13 protein-coding genes are annotated in these 14,877 nt (G+C 64.9%); 6 read left to right on the forward strand and 7 right to left on the reverse strand.

The window, feature by feature from the left end; genetic code table 11:
- Nucleotides 1-31: 31 nt before the first annotated feature.
- On the reverse strand, nucleotides 32-835 hold the full coding sequence (gene dkgB, locus ACNFH5_RS21640; protein WP_416749491.1) for a 2,5-didehydrogluconate reductase DkgB: 804 nt from the start codon (nucleotides 833-835) through the stop codon (nucleotides 32-34).
- Between the two features lie 19 nt (nucleotides 836-854).
- A complete protein-coding gene (locus ACNFH5_RS21645; RefSeq protein ID WP_416749493.1) occupies nucleotides 855-2,054 on the reverse strand; it encodes an MFS transporter in 1,200 nt (399 codons plus the stop codon).
- Between the two features lie 155 nt (nucleotides 2,055-2,209).
- On the opposite strand from ACNFH5_RS21645, the gene ACNFH5_RS21650 reads away from it, so the two are divergent.
- A complete protein-coding gene (locus ACNFH5_RS21650) occupies nucleotides 2,210-2,575 on the forward strand; it encodes a GFA family protein (RefSeq protein WP_416749495.1) in 366 nt (121 codons plus the stop codon).
- Between the two features lie 217 nt (nucleotides 2,576-2,792).
- On the opposite strand, the gene ACNFH5_RS21655 is transcribed toward ACNFH5_RS21650, so the two are convergent.
- The gene (locus ACNFH5_RS21655) at nucleotides 2,793-4,250 is read right to left on the reverse strand and encodes a sodium:solute symporter family protein (RefSeq protein WP_416749497.1); all 1,458 of its coding nucleotides are present in this window, start codon (nucleotides 4,248-4,250) and stop codon (nucleotides 2,793-2,795) included.
- A 381-nt stretch (nucleotides 4,251-4,631) separates the two neighbouring features.
- Between ACNFH5_RS21655 and ACNFH5_RS21660 the strand changes: the two genes are divergently transcribed.
- The 3 genes from ACNFH5_RS21660 to ACNFH5_RS21670 all read left to right on the forward strand — a co-directional run bounded on the left by ACNFH5_RS21660 (nucleotide 4,632) and on the right by ACNFH5_RS21670 (nucleotide 6,990).
- Entirely contained in the window at nucleotides 4,632-5,225 is a 594-nt protein-coding gene (locus ACNFH5_RS21660; RefSeq protein WP_416749499.1) for a DedA family protein, read from the forward strand.
- 82 nt (nucleotides 5,226-5,307) lie between these two features.
- Nucleotides 5,308-6,189 carry a Dyp-type peroxidase gene (locus tag ACNFH5_RS21665; RefSeq protein WP_416749501.1) on the forward strand — a complete coding sequence of 294 codons (882 nt, stop codon included), beginning with the start codon at nucleotides 5,308-5,310 and terminating at the stop codon, nucleotides 6,187-6,189.
- Nucleotides 6,190-6,576: 387 nt separating this feature from the next.
- Complete coding sequence (locus tag ACNFH5_RS21670; protein WP_416749503.1) at nucleotides 6,577-6,990, forward strand: cupin domain-containing protein; 414 nt, start codon at nucleotides 6,577-6,579, stop codon at nucleotides 6,988-6,990.
- A 56-nt stretch (nucleotides 6,991-7,046) separates the two neighbouring features.
- Here the strand turns inward: ACNFH5_RS21670 and ACNFH5_RS21675 are convergent, their stop codons facing one another.
- Nucleotides 7,047-8,381 carry an MFS transporter gene (locus tag ACNFH5_RS21675; RefSeq protein WP_416749505.1) on the reverse strand — a complete coding sequence of 445 codons (1,335 nt, stop codon included), beginning with the start codon at nucleotides 8,379-8,381 and terminating at the stop codon, nucleotides 7,047-7,049.
- Nucleotides 8,382-8,916: 535 nt separating this feature from the next.
- Here ACNFH5_RS21675 and quiC point away from each other — a divergent pair.
- Nucleotides 8,917-10,842, forward strand: a complete 1,926-nt coding sequence (quiC, locus tag ACNFH5_RS21680; protein WP_416749506.1) for a 3-dehydroshikimate dehydratase QuiC — start codon at nucleotides 8,917-8,919, stop codon at nucleotides 10,840-10,842.
- A gap of 97 nt (nucleotides 10,843-10,939) precedes the next feature.
- Nucleotides 10,940-11,605 (forward strand): TetR/AcrR family transcriptional regulator, encoded by a 666-nt coding sequence (locus tag ACNFH5_RS21685; RefSeq protein ID WP_416749508.1) that lies wholly within the window; start codon nucleotides 10,940-10,942, stop codon nucleotides 11,603-11,605.
- Between the two features lie 122 nt (nucleotides 11,606-11,727).
- Here ACNFH5_RS21685 and ACNFH5_RS21690 read toward each other — a convergent pair whose 3' ends face one another.
- The 3 genes from ACNFH5_RS21690 to lpdA form a co-directional block, all read right to left on the reverse strand.
- Entirely contained in the window at nucleotides 11,728-12,576 is an 849-nt protein-coding gene (locus ACNFH5_RS21690; protein WP_416749510.1) for a shikimate dehydrogenase, read from the reverse strand.
- Nucleotides 12,577-12,581: 5 nt separating this feature from the next.
- Nucleotides 12,582-13,022 carry a type II 3-dehydroquinate dehydratase gene (gene aroQ, locus ACNFH5_RS21695; protein WP_416749512.1) on the reverse strand — a complete coding sequence of 147 codons (441 nt, stop codon included), beginning with the start codon at nucleotides 13,020-13,022 and terminating at the stop codon, nucleotides 12,582-12,584.
- Between the two features lie 433 nt (nucleotides 13,023-13,455).
- A complete protein-coding gene (gene lpdA / locus ACNFH5_RS21700) occupies nucleotides 13,456-14,862 on the reverse strand; it encodes a dihydrolipoyl dehydrogenase (RefSeq protein WP_416749514.1) in 1,407 nt (468 codons plus the stop codon).
- Nucleotides 14,863-14,877: the final 15 nt, after the last annotated feature.

Consider the following 14,877-nt stretch of genomic DNA (forward strand, 5'->3'; position numbering starts at 1 on the left):
CCCCGAGGGGCGGCTGTCGATCAGCTACGGATCAGTCCCAGGCCGGGGCCAGGCTTTCCGGGCTGGTGATGCGCTCGTTGCGCTCCAGCGCGGCGATGGCGGCCATGTCGGCATCGGTCAGGCGCAGGTCGACGGCGCGCAGGTTGCCTTCCAGGTTCTCGCGCTTGGTGGATGACGGAATTACCGAGTAACCCAGCTGCATGGCCCAGGCCAGGGTGACCTGCGCCGGGGTAACGCCGTGGCGCCTGGCGATCTCGATGATCGTCTCGTCGCTCAGCACCTTGCCGTAGCCCAGGGTCATGTAGGAGGTGATGTGGATGCCCTGGCTTTTGGCGAAATCGACGACCTTGCGGTTCTGCAGGTACGGGTGAAGTTCCACCTGATTGGTGGCGATCTGGCCGGCGCCGACGGCAGCGATGGCTTCCTGCATCAGCGCGATGGTGAAGTTGGACACGCCGATTTCGCCGGTCAGGCCCTGGGCCTTGGCTTCGGCCAGGGCGCCCATGAACTCGGCTACCGGTACCTCGCCCTTGGGCGACGGCCAGTGGATCAGGGTCAGCTCGACGCGATCGGTACGCAGCTTGTGCAGGCTGTCCTTGAGGCTGGGGATCAACTTGTCGGCGGCGTAGTTCTCGGTCCAGATCTTGGTGGTCAGGTACAGCTCGTCACGCTTGACCCTGGCGCCGGCAATGGCCTCGCCAACGTCGGCTTCGTTGCCGTAGATCTGCGCGGTGTCGATGGCACGGTAGCCCAGGTCCAGCGCGGTGCGGATGGAGTCGATGACGGTCTGGCCCTTGAGGCGGAAGGTGCCGAGGCCGAATGCGGGAACGCTCATGGGATGTCTCCTTGGTCGATCAGTGGGTGGGAACCGCGCCAGGGGCGGTCGGTTCCATGGAATTTCTGCGGTCCAGACGACCACTCAGGGCGGTCAGGCCGAAAGCGGCGAGGGTGACGACGGCGGCGATCCACGGCGTATGGCCCAGGCCCAGGTGGCTGACGACAAGGCCGCCCGCCCAGGAGCCGCCGGCCACGCCGAGGTTGAAGGCGGCAATGTTGAAGCCGGCGGCCACGTCCACTGCATCCGGTGCCACGCGCTCGGCCTGTTGCACGACATACACCTGCAGACCGGGGACATTGCCGAAGGCCACTGCACCCCAGGCCAGCACCGTCAGAACCACCAGCCACGGGTTGCCGGCAGTGAAGGTCAGCACCAGCAGTACCGAAGCCAGCAGGCCGAAGATGATCTTCAGGGCGCTGACCGGGCCGCGCTTGTCGGCCAGGCGGCCACCCCAGATATTGCCGATGGCCACCGAGACACCGTAGGCCAGGAGTACGGCGCCGACCATGTTCGGGCTGAAACCGGCGAGGTCCTGGAGGATCGGTGCGAGGAAGGTGAAAGCGATCAACGAGCCGCCGTAGCCCACGGCGGTCATCGCATAGACCAGCAGCAGGCGCGGTTGCAGCAGCACGCGGGCCTGGCGCAGCAGCGGTGCCGGCGGGGTGTGCTGGATGTTCTTGGGTACGAACAGCAGGCTGCCAAGCAGGGCGACCACGCCGAAGGCGGCGACCACCAGGAAGGTCACGCGCCAGCCCAGGTGCTGGCCGATGAAGGTGCCCAGCGGGATGCCGGTGACGAAGGCGACGGTCATGCCGCTGAACATGGTGGCGATGGCGCTGGCGGCCTTGTCCTTGCTCACCAGGTTGGTGGCGATGATCGAGCCGACCGAGAAGAACACGCCGTGGGCGAGGCCGGTGAGAATCCGCGCGATGATCAGCGATTCGTAGCTGGGCGCCTGCCAGGCCACCAGGTTGCCGACCGTGAACAGCGCCATCAGGCCGACCAGCAAGGCCTTGCGCGGGATGCGCCCGGTCATGGCGGTGAGCAGCGGTGCGCCAATGGCGACGCTGAGGGCGTAGAGGCTGACCAGCAGGCCGGCGGAGGGCAGGGTGACGCCCAGGTCGGTGGCGATGGTCGGAATCAGGCCGACGATGACGAACTCCGTCGTGCCGATGGCGAAGGCGCTGAGCGTCAGCGCCAGGAGTGCGAGGGGCATGGTGTGGGGCTCCGGACGAATGGGATGCGATGGCAGGCATTGTCCGGAAGTCGGCCCTTGAGAAAAACGCGGCAAACGGCAAAGGATAGTTGAGCTGGAGTCATGAATGGTGCGACGGTCTACGCTGGACGTCATGTCACCCGAGGAGTTGGACCATGCACTACACCGGTACCTGCCACTGCGGTGCAGTGGGCTTCGCCTTCGAAGCCGAGCTGGATGAGCTGGTGCGCTGTGATTGTTCGCTGTGCGGCAAGCGCAACGCCCTGATGGCGACTGTGCCAAAGGACCAGTTCCGGCTCACCCGCGGCGACCAGGCGTTGCGCCTGTATCGCTGGAACAGCGGCGTCGCCCTGCATTACTTCTGCGGGACCTGCGGCATCTACGTCTACCACCAGCGCCGCAGCAATCCGGCGATCCTCAGCGTCAATGCCAGCTGCATTGACGGCCTCGACCCGGAGTCGCTGCCGTTGCGGCGCGTCGACGGCAAGAGCATGAGCACCGTGGCTGGGCCGAGCGTGTAGGAGCGAGCTTGCTCGCGAACCCGTCCAGCTTCGAAGCCGCCGGGAAACTCATTCGCGAGCAAGCTCGCTCCTACACGTCAATGCAGCATGCCGCACTGGAGGCAGGCTTTGTGCAGGAGCGGACTCCGTCCGCGATTGACTGAGCGCCGCGCCGATCAACACCCACCGACGAAAAAAGCCCCGCACAAGGCGGGGCTTCTTCTTTATCTATGCGCGATCAGTTGGCGGCTGCGGCAGCGGCGGCCATGTCCGATACGCTCTCGCCACGGTGCGCGCTGAACTGCGGAGCCAGCGAACCGACGATCATGCCGATGGCGCTGCAGATCAGGCCCACCAGTTGCGGCGGCCAGAAGTCGCCTTCCTGGTAACCCAGCTCCAGCGATACCCAGCCGATCAGGCCGCAGGCGATGGCGGTCAGGGCGCCCTGGGTGGTGGCGCGCTTCCAGAACAGGCCGAAGAACAGCGGCACTACGGCAGCGACCAGGGTCACCTTGTAGGCGTTGCCGACCATCTCGTAGATGCTGGCGTTGGACAGCAGGGCGAACAGGCAGGTGGCGACGGTCATCGCCAGCACGCTGCAACGCATGGCCAGCAGGGCCTGACGGTCGTTCATGTTGGGCAGGAAGTGCTTGACGATGTTCTCGGTCAGGGTCACCGACGGGGCCAGCAGGGCGCCCGAGGCGGAGGACATGATGGCCGAGAGCAGGGCGCCAAAGAACATGATCTGGGCGAACAGCGGAGTACGTTCCAGGATCAGGTGCGGCAGGATCTGCTGGGAGTCTTCGGCCAGCCAGTGCTTGACCATCTCCGGCTCGATCATCGAGGCGGCGTAGATCAGGAAGATCGGCAGCATGCAGAAGACCAGGTAGCAGCAGGCACCGGTCATGGTGGCGCGCTGGGCGATCTTCTCGGTCTTGGCCGACATCACGCGGGCATACACGTCCTGCTGCGGGATCGAGCCGAACATCATGGTTACCGCCGCGCCGAGGAAGGCGACGATGTCTTTGGCCGAGGTGCCGTGCAGGAAGGTGAACTTGCCTTCGCTGGCGGCGTGGCTGATCACGTTGACCGGGCCGCCGGCCATGTCGCCGATCAGCCAGACCAGGTAGAACAGGCCGCAGACGATGATGATCATCTGCAGGAAGTCAGTCAGCGCAACGGACCACATGCCGCCGAACAGAGTGTGCAGCAGGACGATGATGGTGCCGATGATCATGCCCTGGGTGGTGGTCAGGCCACCGTCGGAGAGCACGCTGAAGACCACGCCCAGCGCGGTGATCTGCGCAGCGACCCAGCCCATGTAGGAAATGATGATCACCAGGCTGGTGAAGATTTCCACGTGTTGGCCGAAGCGCTTGCGGAAGAAGTCACCGATGGTGAGCAGGTTGAGGCGGTACAGCGGGCGGGCGAAGACCACGCCGACCAGCATCAGGCAACCGAAGGAGCCGAAGGGGTCTTCGATGATCCCGGCGAAGCCTTCTTCGAGGAAGGTGGCCGGAATGCCCAGCACGGCTTCGGAGCCGAACCAGGTGGCGAACACCATGGTCACGACGAGGGGGAAGGACATGCTACGACCGGCGGCCGCGTAGTCCGAGGAGTTGTGCACGCGGGTGGTGGCGTAGAAACCGACAGCTACGGTGATCACCAGATACACCGCTACAAACCAGATCAGCATTTGTTCGTTCCGTTGGCTCGCCGGGAACCGTACCGCCGAGACGAAACTCGGGCAGGTGGGCCACGACTGACAAAGTTGTTTTTGTTGTGTTGCGCGGCCGAGGTCATCCGGTGCACCAGGCAGGGGAGCCGGAAAAACGTAACCAGTTGCGACAACGGGCCGCAGTCTGCCAAATCCGTTAAATATGTCAAACACTTGAATCGCTCATGAGCGAAAAAAATTACATCCTTAGACGAGTGGTGTAGCTAAAGGATTGATTTGATTGGTTGCTAACGATCTGGAGTGACCGTTTAGTCGTTTATTTTTTACAGCCTATGTTCGATAAGCAGAACATCCGCCAAGCCGCTAGGCTCTTGGCACGGCACGTTTTCAGGGGCGTTCATGTTCGAGCATTTCGATCTGGCTCAACTGCTTTCCAGCTACGGTTATCCGGTACTTTTCCTCGGGTGCCTGCTGGAGGGCGAATCGATACTGCTGTTGGCAGGTATTGCGGCGCACCAGGGGTTGCTCGGCTTCACCCCGGTGGTGTTCTGGGCGACGCTGGCGGGAACGCTGGGGGACCAGTTGCTCTTCTGGGGCGGCCGCCGCGCGGGCGAGCGTGCCGTGCCCTGGCTGCAACGGCGGGGGCTGGCCGTCGAGCGGGTGACCGGTTTGATCGAGCGCTATCCGCACCTGTCGATCTTTGCGGTGCGCTTTCTTTACGGCATGCGGCTGGCCGGGCCGCTACTGATCGGCGCGAGCCGGGTAGGGCCGCTGCGCTTTCTGCTGATCAACCTGCTCGGCGCTTTCTGCTGGGCGCTGCTGTTTGCCAGTGCCGGATACTGGGCCGGCCAGTTGCTGGAGCAATGGCTGGGCAACCTGCGGCCATACCGCCTGCCGGTGTTCGTCGCGGTGGCGCTGGTGTTCGGTGGTCTGGCGTTGTGGCGCTACGGGCGGCACCGGCACAAGCGCAAGCTCGGCACATCCGCGAACTGATCGCCAAGTCCTTGATACAGAGCGGTTTGGATTCGTGCGCGGGGCGATTAGAATCGCCGCTCTTTCGTTCAAGGACGCTGTCATGAGCCTTTACCAGCCCGGCATTCTCGCCACCCCGGTTCCCGCCCACGCCCGCCACCTGTTCTTCGATCTGAAGTCGCTGCAGGACCTGCCGGCTGCGCTGGACCGCCTGATGCAGTTCGCCGATGGCGAGCGTGCGGTGGTTGGCTTCGGCGAGTCGTTGGTGCGCGCGCTGGGGCGCCGCATCGACGGGCTGCGCGAGTTCCCGGCGATCTCCGGCGTGGGCGTCGACAACCCGTCCACCCCGCATGCGCTGTGGGTCTGGCTGCGTGGTGAGGAGCGCGGCAGCCTGCTGCTGCGCACCCAGGAACTGCAATCCCTGCTGGCCCCGGCACTGGAGCTGACCAGCCTGACCGAGGCCTTCCGCCACGGCAGCGGCCACGACCTGACCGGTTACGAGGATGGTACCGAGAACCCGCAGGACGATGACGCCATCGCCGCCGCCATCGTAGAGGGCGACGCCGGGCTTGCTGGCGGCAGCTTCGCTGCGATCCAGCAGTGGCGCCACCAGTTGCAGGACTTCGCCGCGCTGCCGCAGCACGAGCGCGACGACATCATGGGCCGTCGCCTGAGCGACAACGAGGAGCTGGACGATGCGCCGGAGTCCGCCCACGTCAAGCGCACGGCGCAGGAGAGCTTCGAGCCGGAAGCCTTTATCGTGCGCCGCTCCATGCCCTGGACCCAGGGCCAGGACGCCGGGCTGATGTTCCTCGCCTTCGGCTGCACCCTGGATGCCTTCGAAGTGCAGCTGCGTCGCATGAGCGGGCTGGAGGACGGCATCACCGACGCGCTGTACCGCTTCAGCCGACCGCTGACCGGTGGCTACTACTGGTGCCCGCCGCGCAAGGATGGACTGCTGGACCTGAGTGCGCTGCTGGGCTGATCCTCCTGCTGCGTCGCGAGAGCCCTGCCATGGCGCAGGGCTTTTTGTTGGGCCGGTGCATTCGTAGGGCGTACAACCGTTCGCGGTTGTACGCCGTTTCGCTGTGGGGCGAAGAGCCGGCGCATAACGTCGAACGTTATGCGCCCTACGTTCTGGAGAGCTCCGCCGTTGTGTTCCGGCGCAGGCGCGCCGGTTCGCGAGCATGCTCGCTCCTACGGGTAAAGCCGGTCCGCTCTTCGTAGGAGCGAGCTTGCTCGCGAACCCGCATGGCACGCACCATCCGGTATCTACGAATGGCACCCCGATCTTCCGCGGAATTGGCTGTTGGTCGGCCAACTCGCAAGGCGTAGCGTGAATCCCACGACCTGACTGCCCGAGGATTCCCCCATGCGCCCATCCACTTCCCTGAAATGCCTCCTCGCCGGCCTCGGCCTGGCGCTGAGCCTGCCGCTCTTCGCCCACGACGCCACCCAGGAAAGGATCGAAGTCCAGCAGGAGCAGAAGCTCCCCGACGCCGCAGGCAAGAAAGGCCTGATGATCATGGTTGCCTACGAACCCGGGCAGTCCTCCGGTGCCCATGTGCACAGCGGTTCGGTGTTCGCCTATGTGCTCGAGGGCGCCGTGATTTCCCAGCTGGAAGGGCAGAAGCCGGTGACCTACCAGGCTGGCCAGTCCTGGTACGAGGCACCGAATACGCCGCACCTGGTGTCGCGCAACGCCAGCGACAAGAAGCCGGCCAAGCTGCTGGTGTGGATGTTGCTGGACGAGGGCGCGCCGGTGCTGACGCCGCTGAAGAAGTAGCTCCCCGAAATGAAGAACCCCGCCAATCGGCGGGGTTCTCGTTCAGGCGCGGAGGATCACTGCGCCGCGCCGGGCACCTTGCGCGGGGCCATGAAGAACATCCAGGTCAGCGCCAGGAAGTACATGGTGGGAATGATGGTGAACAGCACCGCATAGTTGTTGTGGGTGACGGTGAGGATGTAACCGACGATCTGAGTCATGAACATGCCACCAATCGCCGCGCACATGCCGCCGAAGCCGAACACCGTGCTCATCATGTGCTTGGGCGTGTAGTCCATTACCAGGCTCCAGATGTTCGCCGTCCAGGCCTGGTGCGCGCCCACGCCCAGGGCGATGGCGCCCACGGCGATCCACAGGCCGCTGGCCTTGGCGGCGAAGACCACGCCGATGATCGCGCAGGCGCAGATGAACATGGAAAGCAGGCGCGCGTTGATCGCCTTCATGCCGCGGCCGATCAGCCAGGACGAGAGAATGCCGCCGCCGATGCTGCCGAAATCCGCGGTCAGCCAGATCAGCATCAGCGGGATGCCCATCTGGGTCACGCTGATGCCCAGGCCGTATTGCTGGTTGAGGAAGGGCGGCAGCCAGTAGAGGTAGAACCAGAACACCGGCGCGGTCAGCGAAAGGGCCACGGCGAAGGCCCAGGTGCCACGCATGCGCAGCACGGCGGAGAAGGGCACGCGCTCGGCCGGCGGCTCGTTGGCCTCCTGAATGTAATCCAGCTCGCTCTGCCTGACGGTGGGGTGCTCTTCGGGGTTGAAGTACTTCAGGCTCCACAGCACGACCCAGATGAACCCCAGCGCGCTCATGCACAGGAACGCCGCCTGCCAGCCCCAGGCTGCGAGGATCAGCGGCAGCAGGGCGGGAGTGATCATGGCACCGACGTTGGTGCCGGCGTTGAAGATGCCGGTGGCCATGGCCCGCTCGCCGGCAGGGAACCACAGCCGCGTGGTCTTCACGCAGGCCGGGTAGTTGGCCGCCTCGGTCAGGCCGAGGATGAAGCGGCAGACCATGAAGCCGGCCGCCGAACTGGCCAGGCCGTGGGCACCGGTGGCGAAGCTCCACAGCAATACGGCGAAGAAGAACGCGCGCTTCACCCCGATACGGTCGATCAGCCGGCCCTGCAGGACGAAGCCGATGGCATAGCCGACCTGGAACCAGAAGTTGATGTTGGCGTAGTCCATGGCCGTCCAGGCCATCTTCTCGGCGAGCACCGGCTGCATCACGCCCAGCGCAGCGCGGTCGATGTAGTTCAGGGTAGTGGCGAAGAACACCAGGGCGAGCATGCCCCAGCGCACCTTGCCGACGGCCATGGCGCCACGCACCTTGCCGAAGAAGGAAGAACCGTGCGGAGCGACCGCAGCAAGGGGAGCGGATTGCGTATGGATCATGATCGGGGCCATCCGTTATCGGGCTGACGCGCAGCCTCAGGAATTATTGTCGTGCCGCAGGCGCTCCGCGTGGCCCACCGCTAATCGGCGAGGCCTTGGGAAAGACGTGCGGTGGCTGGCGAAAATCAGTGCGCGCGATGGCGCCCGCGCAGGCTGCACTGGCCTGGCATCAGATGGGCCAGGACGGTTTGCGGATGACGGATGGAGGCGGTGAGGGGAGGGTGAGGGATGTACATGAGCATTTACCCGTTCTTGAAATTGTTATGGATGACACGCAGGCCATCTCGCAGCGGCTGTCGGTGTTACGGGGATTGAGGCAGGTCCCCGGCGAGCCGGATTGCGTCGACGTGGCTAAATCTTGAGCAGCGGCCGGAACAGCGTCAATTCGATAAACGGCCTTTGGTTCGGTAATCGAACACAAAACTAACCAGTTAGTACACTTTAAATTGCCGGCATCCCGGACCGCCAGAATAATCAGACTCAGCCGGAGACCGATTCCAACAAGCCCCTCACCACGCCCGGCAGGAGTCCAGAGATGCAACGTTCGATCGCTACCGTTTCCTTGAGCGGAACCCTGCCGGACAAACTCGAAGCCATCGCCGCTGCCGGTTTCGACGGCGTGGAAATCTTCGAGAACGATCTCCTCTATTACGGCGGCAGCCCGCGCGAAGTCCGCCGCCGGTGCGCCGACCTGGGGCTGGCGATCACCCTGTTCCAGCCGTTCCGTGACTTCGAAGGCTGCCGCCGCGATCGCCTGCCGCGCAACCTCGACCGCCTGGAGCGCAAGTTCGACCTGATGCAGGAGCTGGGCACCGACCTGGTGCTGATGTGCAGCAACGTCGCCGCCGACTCTCTTGGCGAGCGCGAATTCCTCCTCGAAGACCTCGGCCTGGCCGCCGAGCGGGCGGGTGCGCGCGGCCTGCGCGTGGGCTATGAAGCCCTGGCCTGGGGTCGCCACGTCAACACCTGGCAGCAGGTCTGGGACCTGGTGCGCGAGGTGAACCACCCGGCGCTGGGGGTGATCCTCGACAGCTTCCACACGCTGTCGCTGAAGGGCGACCCGGCCGGCATCGCGCAGATTCCAGGGGAGAAGATCTTCTTCGTGCAGATGGCTGATGCGCCGATCCTGGCCATGGACGTACTGGAGTGGAGCCGGCATTTCCGCAATTTCCCCGGGCAGGGCGAGTTCGATCTGCCGGGCTTCCTCGCGCCGATCCTGAAAAGCGGCTATCGCGGCCCGCTGTCGCTGGAAATCTTCAACGATGGTTTCCGTGCTGCGCCGCCACGCGCCAACGCCGCCGATGGCCTGCGCTCGCTGCTCTATCTCGAGGAGAAGACCCGTGCCCGCCTCGAAAGTGAAGGCACGCCGAAGGAACAACTGGACTGCCTGTTCGCGCCGCCGCCGGCCAGCCAGCTCGACGGCGTGGAATTCCTCGAATTCGCTGTCGACGAAGCCCTGGGGGCGCGCCTGGGCAACTGGCTGGAGCGCCTGGGCTTCGCCCGCGCTGGCGAACACCGTTCCAAGGCGGTGAGTCTGCTTCGCCAGGGCGATATCAATATCGTGCTCAACGCCGAGCCCTATTCGTTCGGCCACAGCTTCTTCGAGGCCCACGGGCCGTCGCTGTGCGCCACCGCCTTGCGCGTGCGCGATGCCGCCAGTGCGCTGGAGCGCGCCCAGGACTACAAGGGCCAGCCGTATCGCGGGCTGGTCGGCCCCAACGAGCGGGAGATTCCCGCCGTGCGTGCGCCGGACGGCAGCCTTATTTACCTGGTTGAAGAGCACCTCGCCGAAGAGCGCGTCACCGGGCAGACCATCTACGACATCGATTTCCGCCTGGATCCGGACGCCAGGCCCAGCGGCCAACTGCAGCGCATCGACCACATGGCCATGGCCCTGCCGGCGGACGGGCTGGACAGCTGGGTGCTGTTCTACAAGGGGCTGTTCGACTTCGAGGCCGACGACGAAGTGGTGCTGCCCGACCCCTATGGCCTGGTGAAGAGCCGTGCCTTGCGCAGCGCCAACGGCAGCGTGCGGTTGCCGCTGAACATCTCGGAGAACCGCAACACGGCGATCTCCCACGCGCTGTCGAGCTATCGCGGCTCCGGTGTGCACCACATCGCCTTCGCCTGCGAGGACATCTTCGCCGAGGTGGCGCGGGCCAAGGACGCCGGCGTGCCGCTGCTGGAAATCCCGCTCAACTATTACGACGACCTCGCGGCGCGCTTCGATTTCGACGACGAATTCCTCAGCGAGCTGGCCTACTTCAATGTGCTCTACGACCGCGACGGCAGCGGCGGCGAGCTGTTCCACGTGTACACCGAACCGTTCGAAGAGCGTTTCTTCTTCGAGATCATCCAGCGTCGCGGCGGCTATGCCGGCTACGGCGCGGCCAACGTCGCCGTGCGCCTGGCGGCCATGGCCCAGGCGCGCAACGGCACCACGCGGCGGCCGAAGGTCTGAGCCGCTGCGCTTTGCCTGAAGGACGCGCGGGCGCATAATCCGCGCATCCTTTCACCGCAAACCGGCGCCCCTGGCGCCGGTCAGACGATCTCTCGCCATGACCGACAGCGCCACCCAGCCGATTCCCGCCGAAGCCACCCGCCGGGGCCGCAAGAACAATCCGGAGAAGACCCGCGAGGACATTCTTCAGGCGGCCATCGTCGAGTTCGTCCAGCAGGGCCTTTCCGGCGCGCGGGTGGATGCCATCGCCGAGCGCATGAACACCTCGAAGCGGATGATCTACTACTACTTCGGCAGCAAGGAGCAGCTCTACCAGGCCGTGCTGGAGAAGCTCTATGGCGACATCCGCGGCACCGAGCAGACCCTGCACCTGGCCGAGCTGGAGCCGCTGGAGGCCATGCGCCGGCTGGTGGATTTCACCTTCGACCACCATGATCGCAACGTGGATTTCGTGCGTATCGTCAGCATTGAGAACATCCACTACGGCCAGTTCGCCGCAGGCTCCGAGGCGATCCGTTCGATGAACAGCAACATCCTGCGCACCATCGAGGACATCCTCCAGCGCGGCGCCGCCAGCGGTGCCTTCCGCGCCGGGTTGCCGGCGATCGATGTGCACATGCTGATCAGTGGGTTCTGCTTCTATCGCGTGTCCAACCGCCATACCGTGGGCTCGCTGTTCCAGGTCGAACTGGAAGACCCGGCGATCAAGGCGCGGCACAAGGACATGATCGTCGAGGCGGTGTTGCGCTACGTGCAGCCGTAACCAGATCTGAAGCGAAGGCCGTTCGCGAGCAAGCTCGCTCCTACCATCGGCACCGCATTTCCATGGACCTGTAGGAGCGAGCTTGCTCGCGAACCTGGGATTCGCCGGCCCAGGGCATCGCCCTACATCGCTGCGAAATGCGCCAGCATCCTTTCGGCATCCGCCTCCAGGCCGCTGAACAACTCGAACGCTTTCACCGCCTGGAACACCGCCATGTTGCCGCCATCCAGCGTGCGGCAGCCCAGGCTGCGGGCGTGGTGGAGCAGTTCGGTTTCCAGCGGGAAGTAGATGATCTCCGCCACCCACAGGCGGGCGTGCAGCAGTTCCAGCGGCAAGGGCGCACCGGGCAGCTTGGCCATGCCCACCGGCGTGGTGTTGACCAGCCCGTCAGCCTCGGCGACCGTGCAGGCCAGGTCATGACCAACCCGCGCGCGCTGACCGCCAAAGTGGGCATTGAGGTTGTCCACCAGTGCCTGGGCGCGGGCCGAGTCCACTTCGAAGATCGTCAGTTGCCGCACCCCTTCGCTGAGCAGCGCGTGCGCCACAGCTGCACCGGCACCTCCTGCGCCCAGTTGCACCACGCGTTCGCGCGGTGCATCGCTGAGGTTGCGCCGGAAGCCTTCGGCAAAGCCCAGGCAGTCGGTGTTGTGGCCGATGCGCTTGCCATCGCGAAGCACCACGGTATTCACCGCGCCGATGCCGCGCGCCTCGTCGGACAGCTCATGCAGCAGCGCAATCACTGCCTGCTTGCAGGGAAAGGTAATGTTCAGCCCGGTGTAGCCCATGCGTTCGGCAGCAGCGAGCAGGTCGGGCAGGGCGCCGGCATCGACGCCGAGGCTATCCAGGTCGATCAGCCGATAGAGATAGCGCAGCCCCTGGGCGTCGCCTTCGCGCTCGTGCAGGGCGGGAGTGCGCGAAGCCTGGATGCCGGCACCGATCAGGCCGGCCAGCACGGTGCGGTAGTCGTTCATGGCACTCACCCCTCAAGCAATTTGGCGAAGTGCTGGATGCCAGCGCGGTAGCCGTCGCTGCCCAGCCCTGCGATGACACCCACGGCGACAGCGGAGACGAACGAGTGGTGCCGGAACTCCTCACGCTTGTGCACGTTGGAAAGGTGCACCTCGATCACCGGCAGCTCCACGGCGGCCAGCGCATCGCGAATGGCCACCGAGGTGTGCGTCCAGGCGGCGGGGTTGATCAGGATGCCGGCGCAGCGACCGCGCGCCTGGTGAATCCAGTCGATCAATTGGCCTTCGTGGTTGGTCTGGCGGAACTCGATTTCCAGGCCATTTTCGACAGCAGTGTGCTGGCAGAGCGCTGCGATGTCGTCGAGGGTTTCGTGGCCGTAGGTGGCCGGCTCGCGGGTGCCGAGCAGGTTGAGGTTCGGCCCGTTGAGCACGAGCAGGGTATGGGGCATGGGAAGGGGCTCCGTTGTTCTTGTATGGCCATGATGGAAAGGCCTGTCGGAGCAAAATGTACCAAATAGTTAATTTGGTCAATGTGAGCGATGACCAAGGTAACCTGTGGCGAAAATCCAGTGGAAGTGCCTAATGAGAAGGTAACGTCGGGGAATGCGTCGGTTGTACGCCCGATAAGAAGAAGTGTGGAAATCCACAATCCGTGCGGTGATCGACCATGGGTAGGAGCGGACTCCGTCCGCGATCGGTTCAAGACCGCGGAGAACTTCCAAGCAGCACAATCCCTGTAGGAGCGAGCTTGCTCGCGAACGATCTACGCAGCGGTACAACGGGTTCGCGAGCAAGGACTAGGCGTCCCCCTCGGTCCTACGAAAAGCCGACCGACAAAAAAAGACCCGCCAGGCGGCGGGTCAGGGGAGGGTGACGCTGGATTCAGATGTGCAGTGCATGCCCCAGTGCGCGCAGGGCTGCTTCCTGCACCGCTTCGCCGAGGGTCGGGTGGGCATGGATGGTGCCGGCGATGTCTTCCAGGCAGGCGCCCATTTCCAGGGACTGCACGAAGGCCGTGGACAACTCGGAGACTGCCTTGCCTACCGCCTGCCAGCCGAGGATCAGGTGGTTGTCCTTGCGCGCCACCACGCGGACGAAGCCGTCGCTGGATTCCAGGGTCATGGCGCGACCGTTGGCGGCGAACGGGAAGCTCGAGGCCAGCACTTCGTATCCCGCGGCCTGTGCCTGTTCCGGCGACAGTCCAACCACCACCACTTCCGGATCGGTGAAGCACACCGCCGGGATGGCCGTGGGGGTGAAGGCGCGGCGTTTGCCGGCAATGATCTCGGCGACCATCTCGCCCTGCGCCATGGCGCGGTGGGCCAGCATGGGCTCGCCAGCAATGTCGCCGATCGCCCAGACGTCGCGCATGGAGGTGCGGCATTGGTCGTCGATCTGCACGGCGCGGCCGTTCATGTCCAGGCGCAGGGTGTCGAGGTTCCAGCCCGCGGTGTTGGGGTGACGGCCAACGGCAACCAGTACCTGGTCGGTCTCGATCACTCGTTGCGAGCCCGCGCCATCCTGCACACGCAGGCCTTTGCCGTCCGGCTCCAGGCCCATCACGCTGTGGCCCAGGTACAGCTCGATGCCGAGCTTTCGCAGCGAGTTGGCGACCGGCTTGGTCAGTTCCTCGTCATAGGTCGGCAGGATGCGTGGCTGCGCTTCCACCACCGTGACCTCAACCCCCAGCTTGCGGTAGGCGGTACCCAGTTCCAGGCCGATATAGCCGCCACCAACCACTGCCAGGCGCTTGGGCAGCGTCTTCGGTGCCAGCGCCTCGGTGGAGGAGATGACATTGCCGCCCACCGGCAGGAACGGCAGCTCGACGGATTTCGAGCCGGCCGCCAGCAGCAGGTGCTCGGTGTGGATGTGCTGGGTGCCGCCTTCGGTGAGATCGACCTCCACGGTCTTGCCGTCGACGATCTTCGCCCAGCCATTGACCACGGTGACGCCGTGCTTCTTGAGCAGCGCGGCGACGCCGGTGGTCAGGCGGTCGACGATGCCGTCCTTCCATTCCACGGTGCGCTGGATGTCGATGCTCGGCGCCTGCACGCTGATGCCCAGCGGCGACTTGCCGGCGAACTCGCGGGTCTTGAGGTATTCCTCGGCGGCGTGGATCAGGGCTTTCGAGGGAATGCAGCCGATGTTCAGGCAGGTGCCGCCGAGGGCCGCGCCCTCCACCAGTACGGTGCGGATGCCCAACTGGCCGGCGCGGATCGCCGCGACATAACCGCCGGGGCCGCCACCGATCACCAGCAGGGTGGTTTCGAGAGTCTGGTTCTGTTTCACGTCTCTGGCTCCACT

The sequence above is a fragment of the Pseudomonas sp. NY15435 genome (assembly GCF_048068295.1).
GTDB lineage: Bacteria > Pseudomonadota > Gammaproteobacteria > Pseudomonadales > Pseudomonadaceae > Pseudomonas.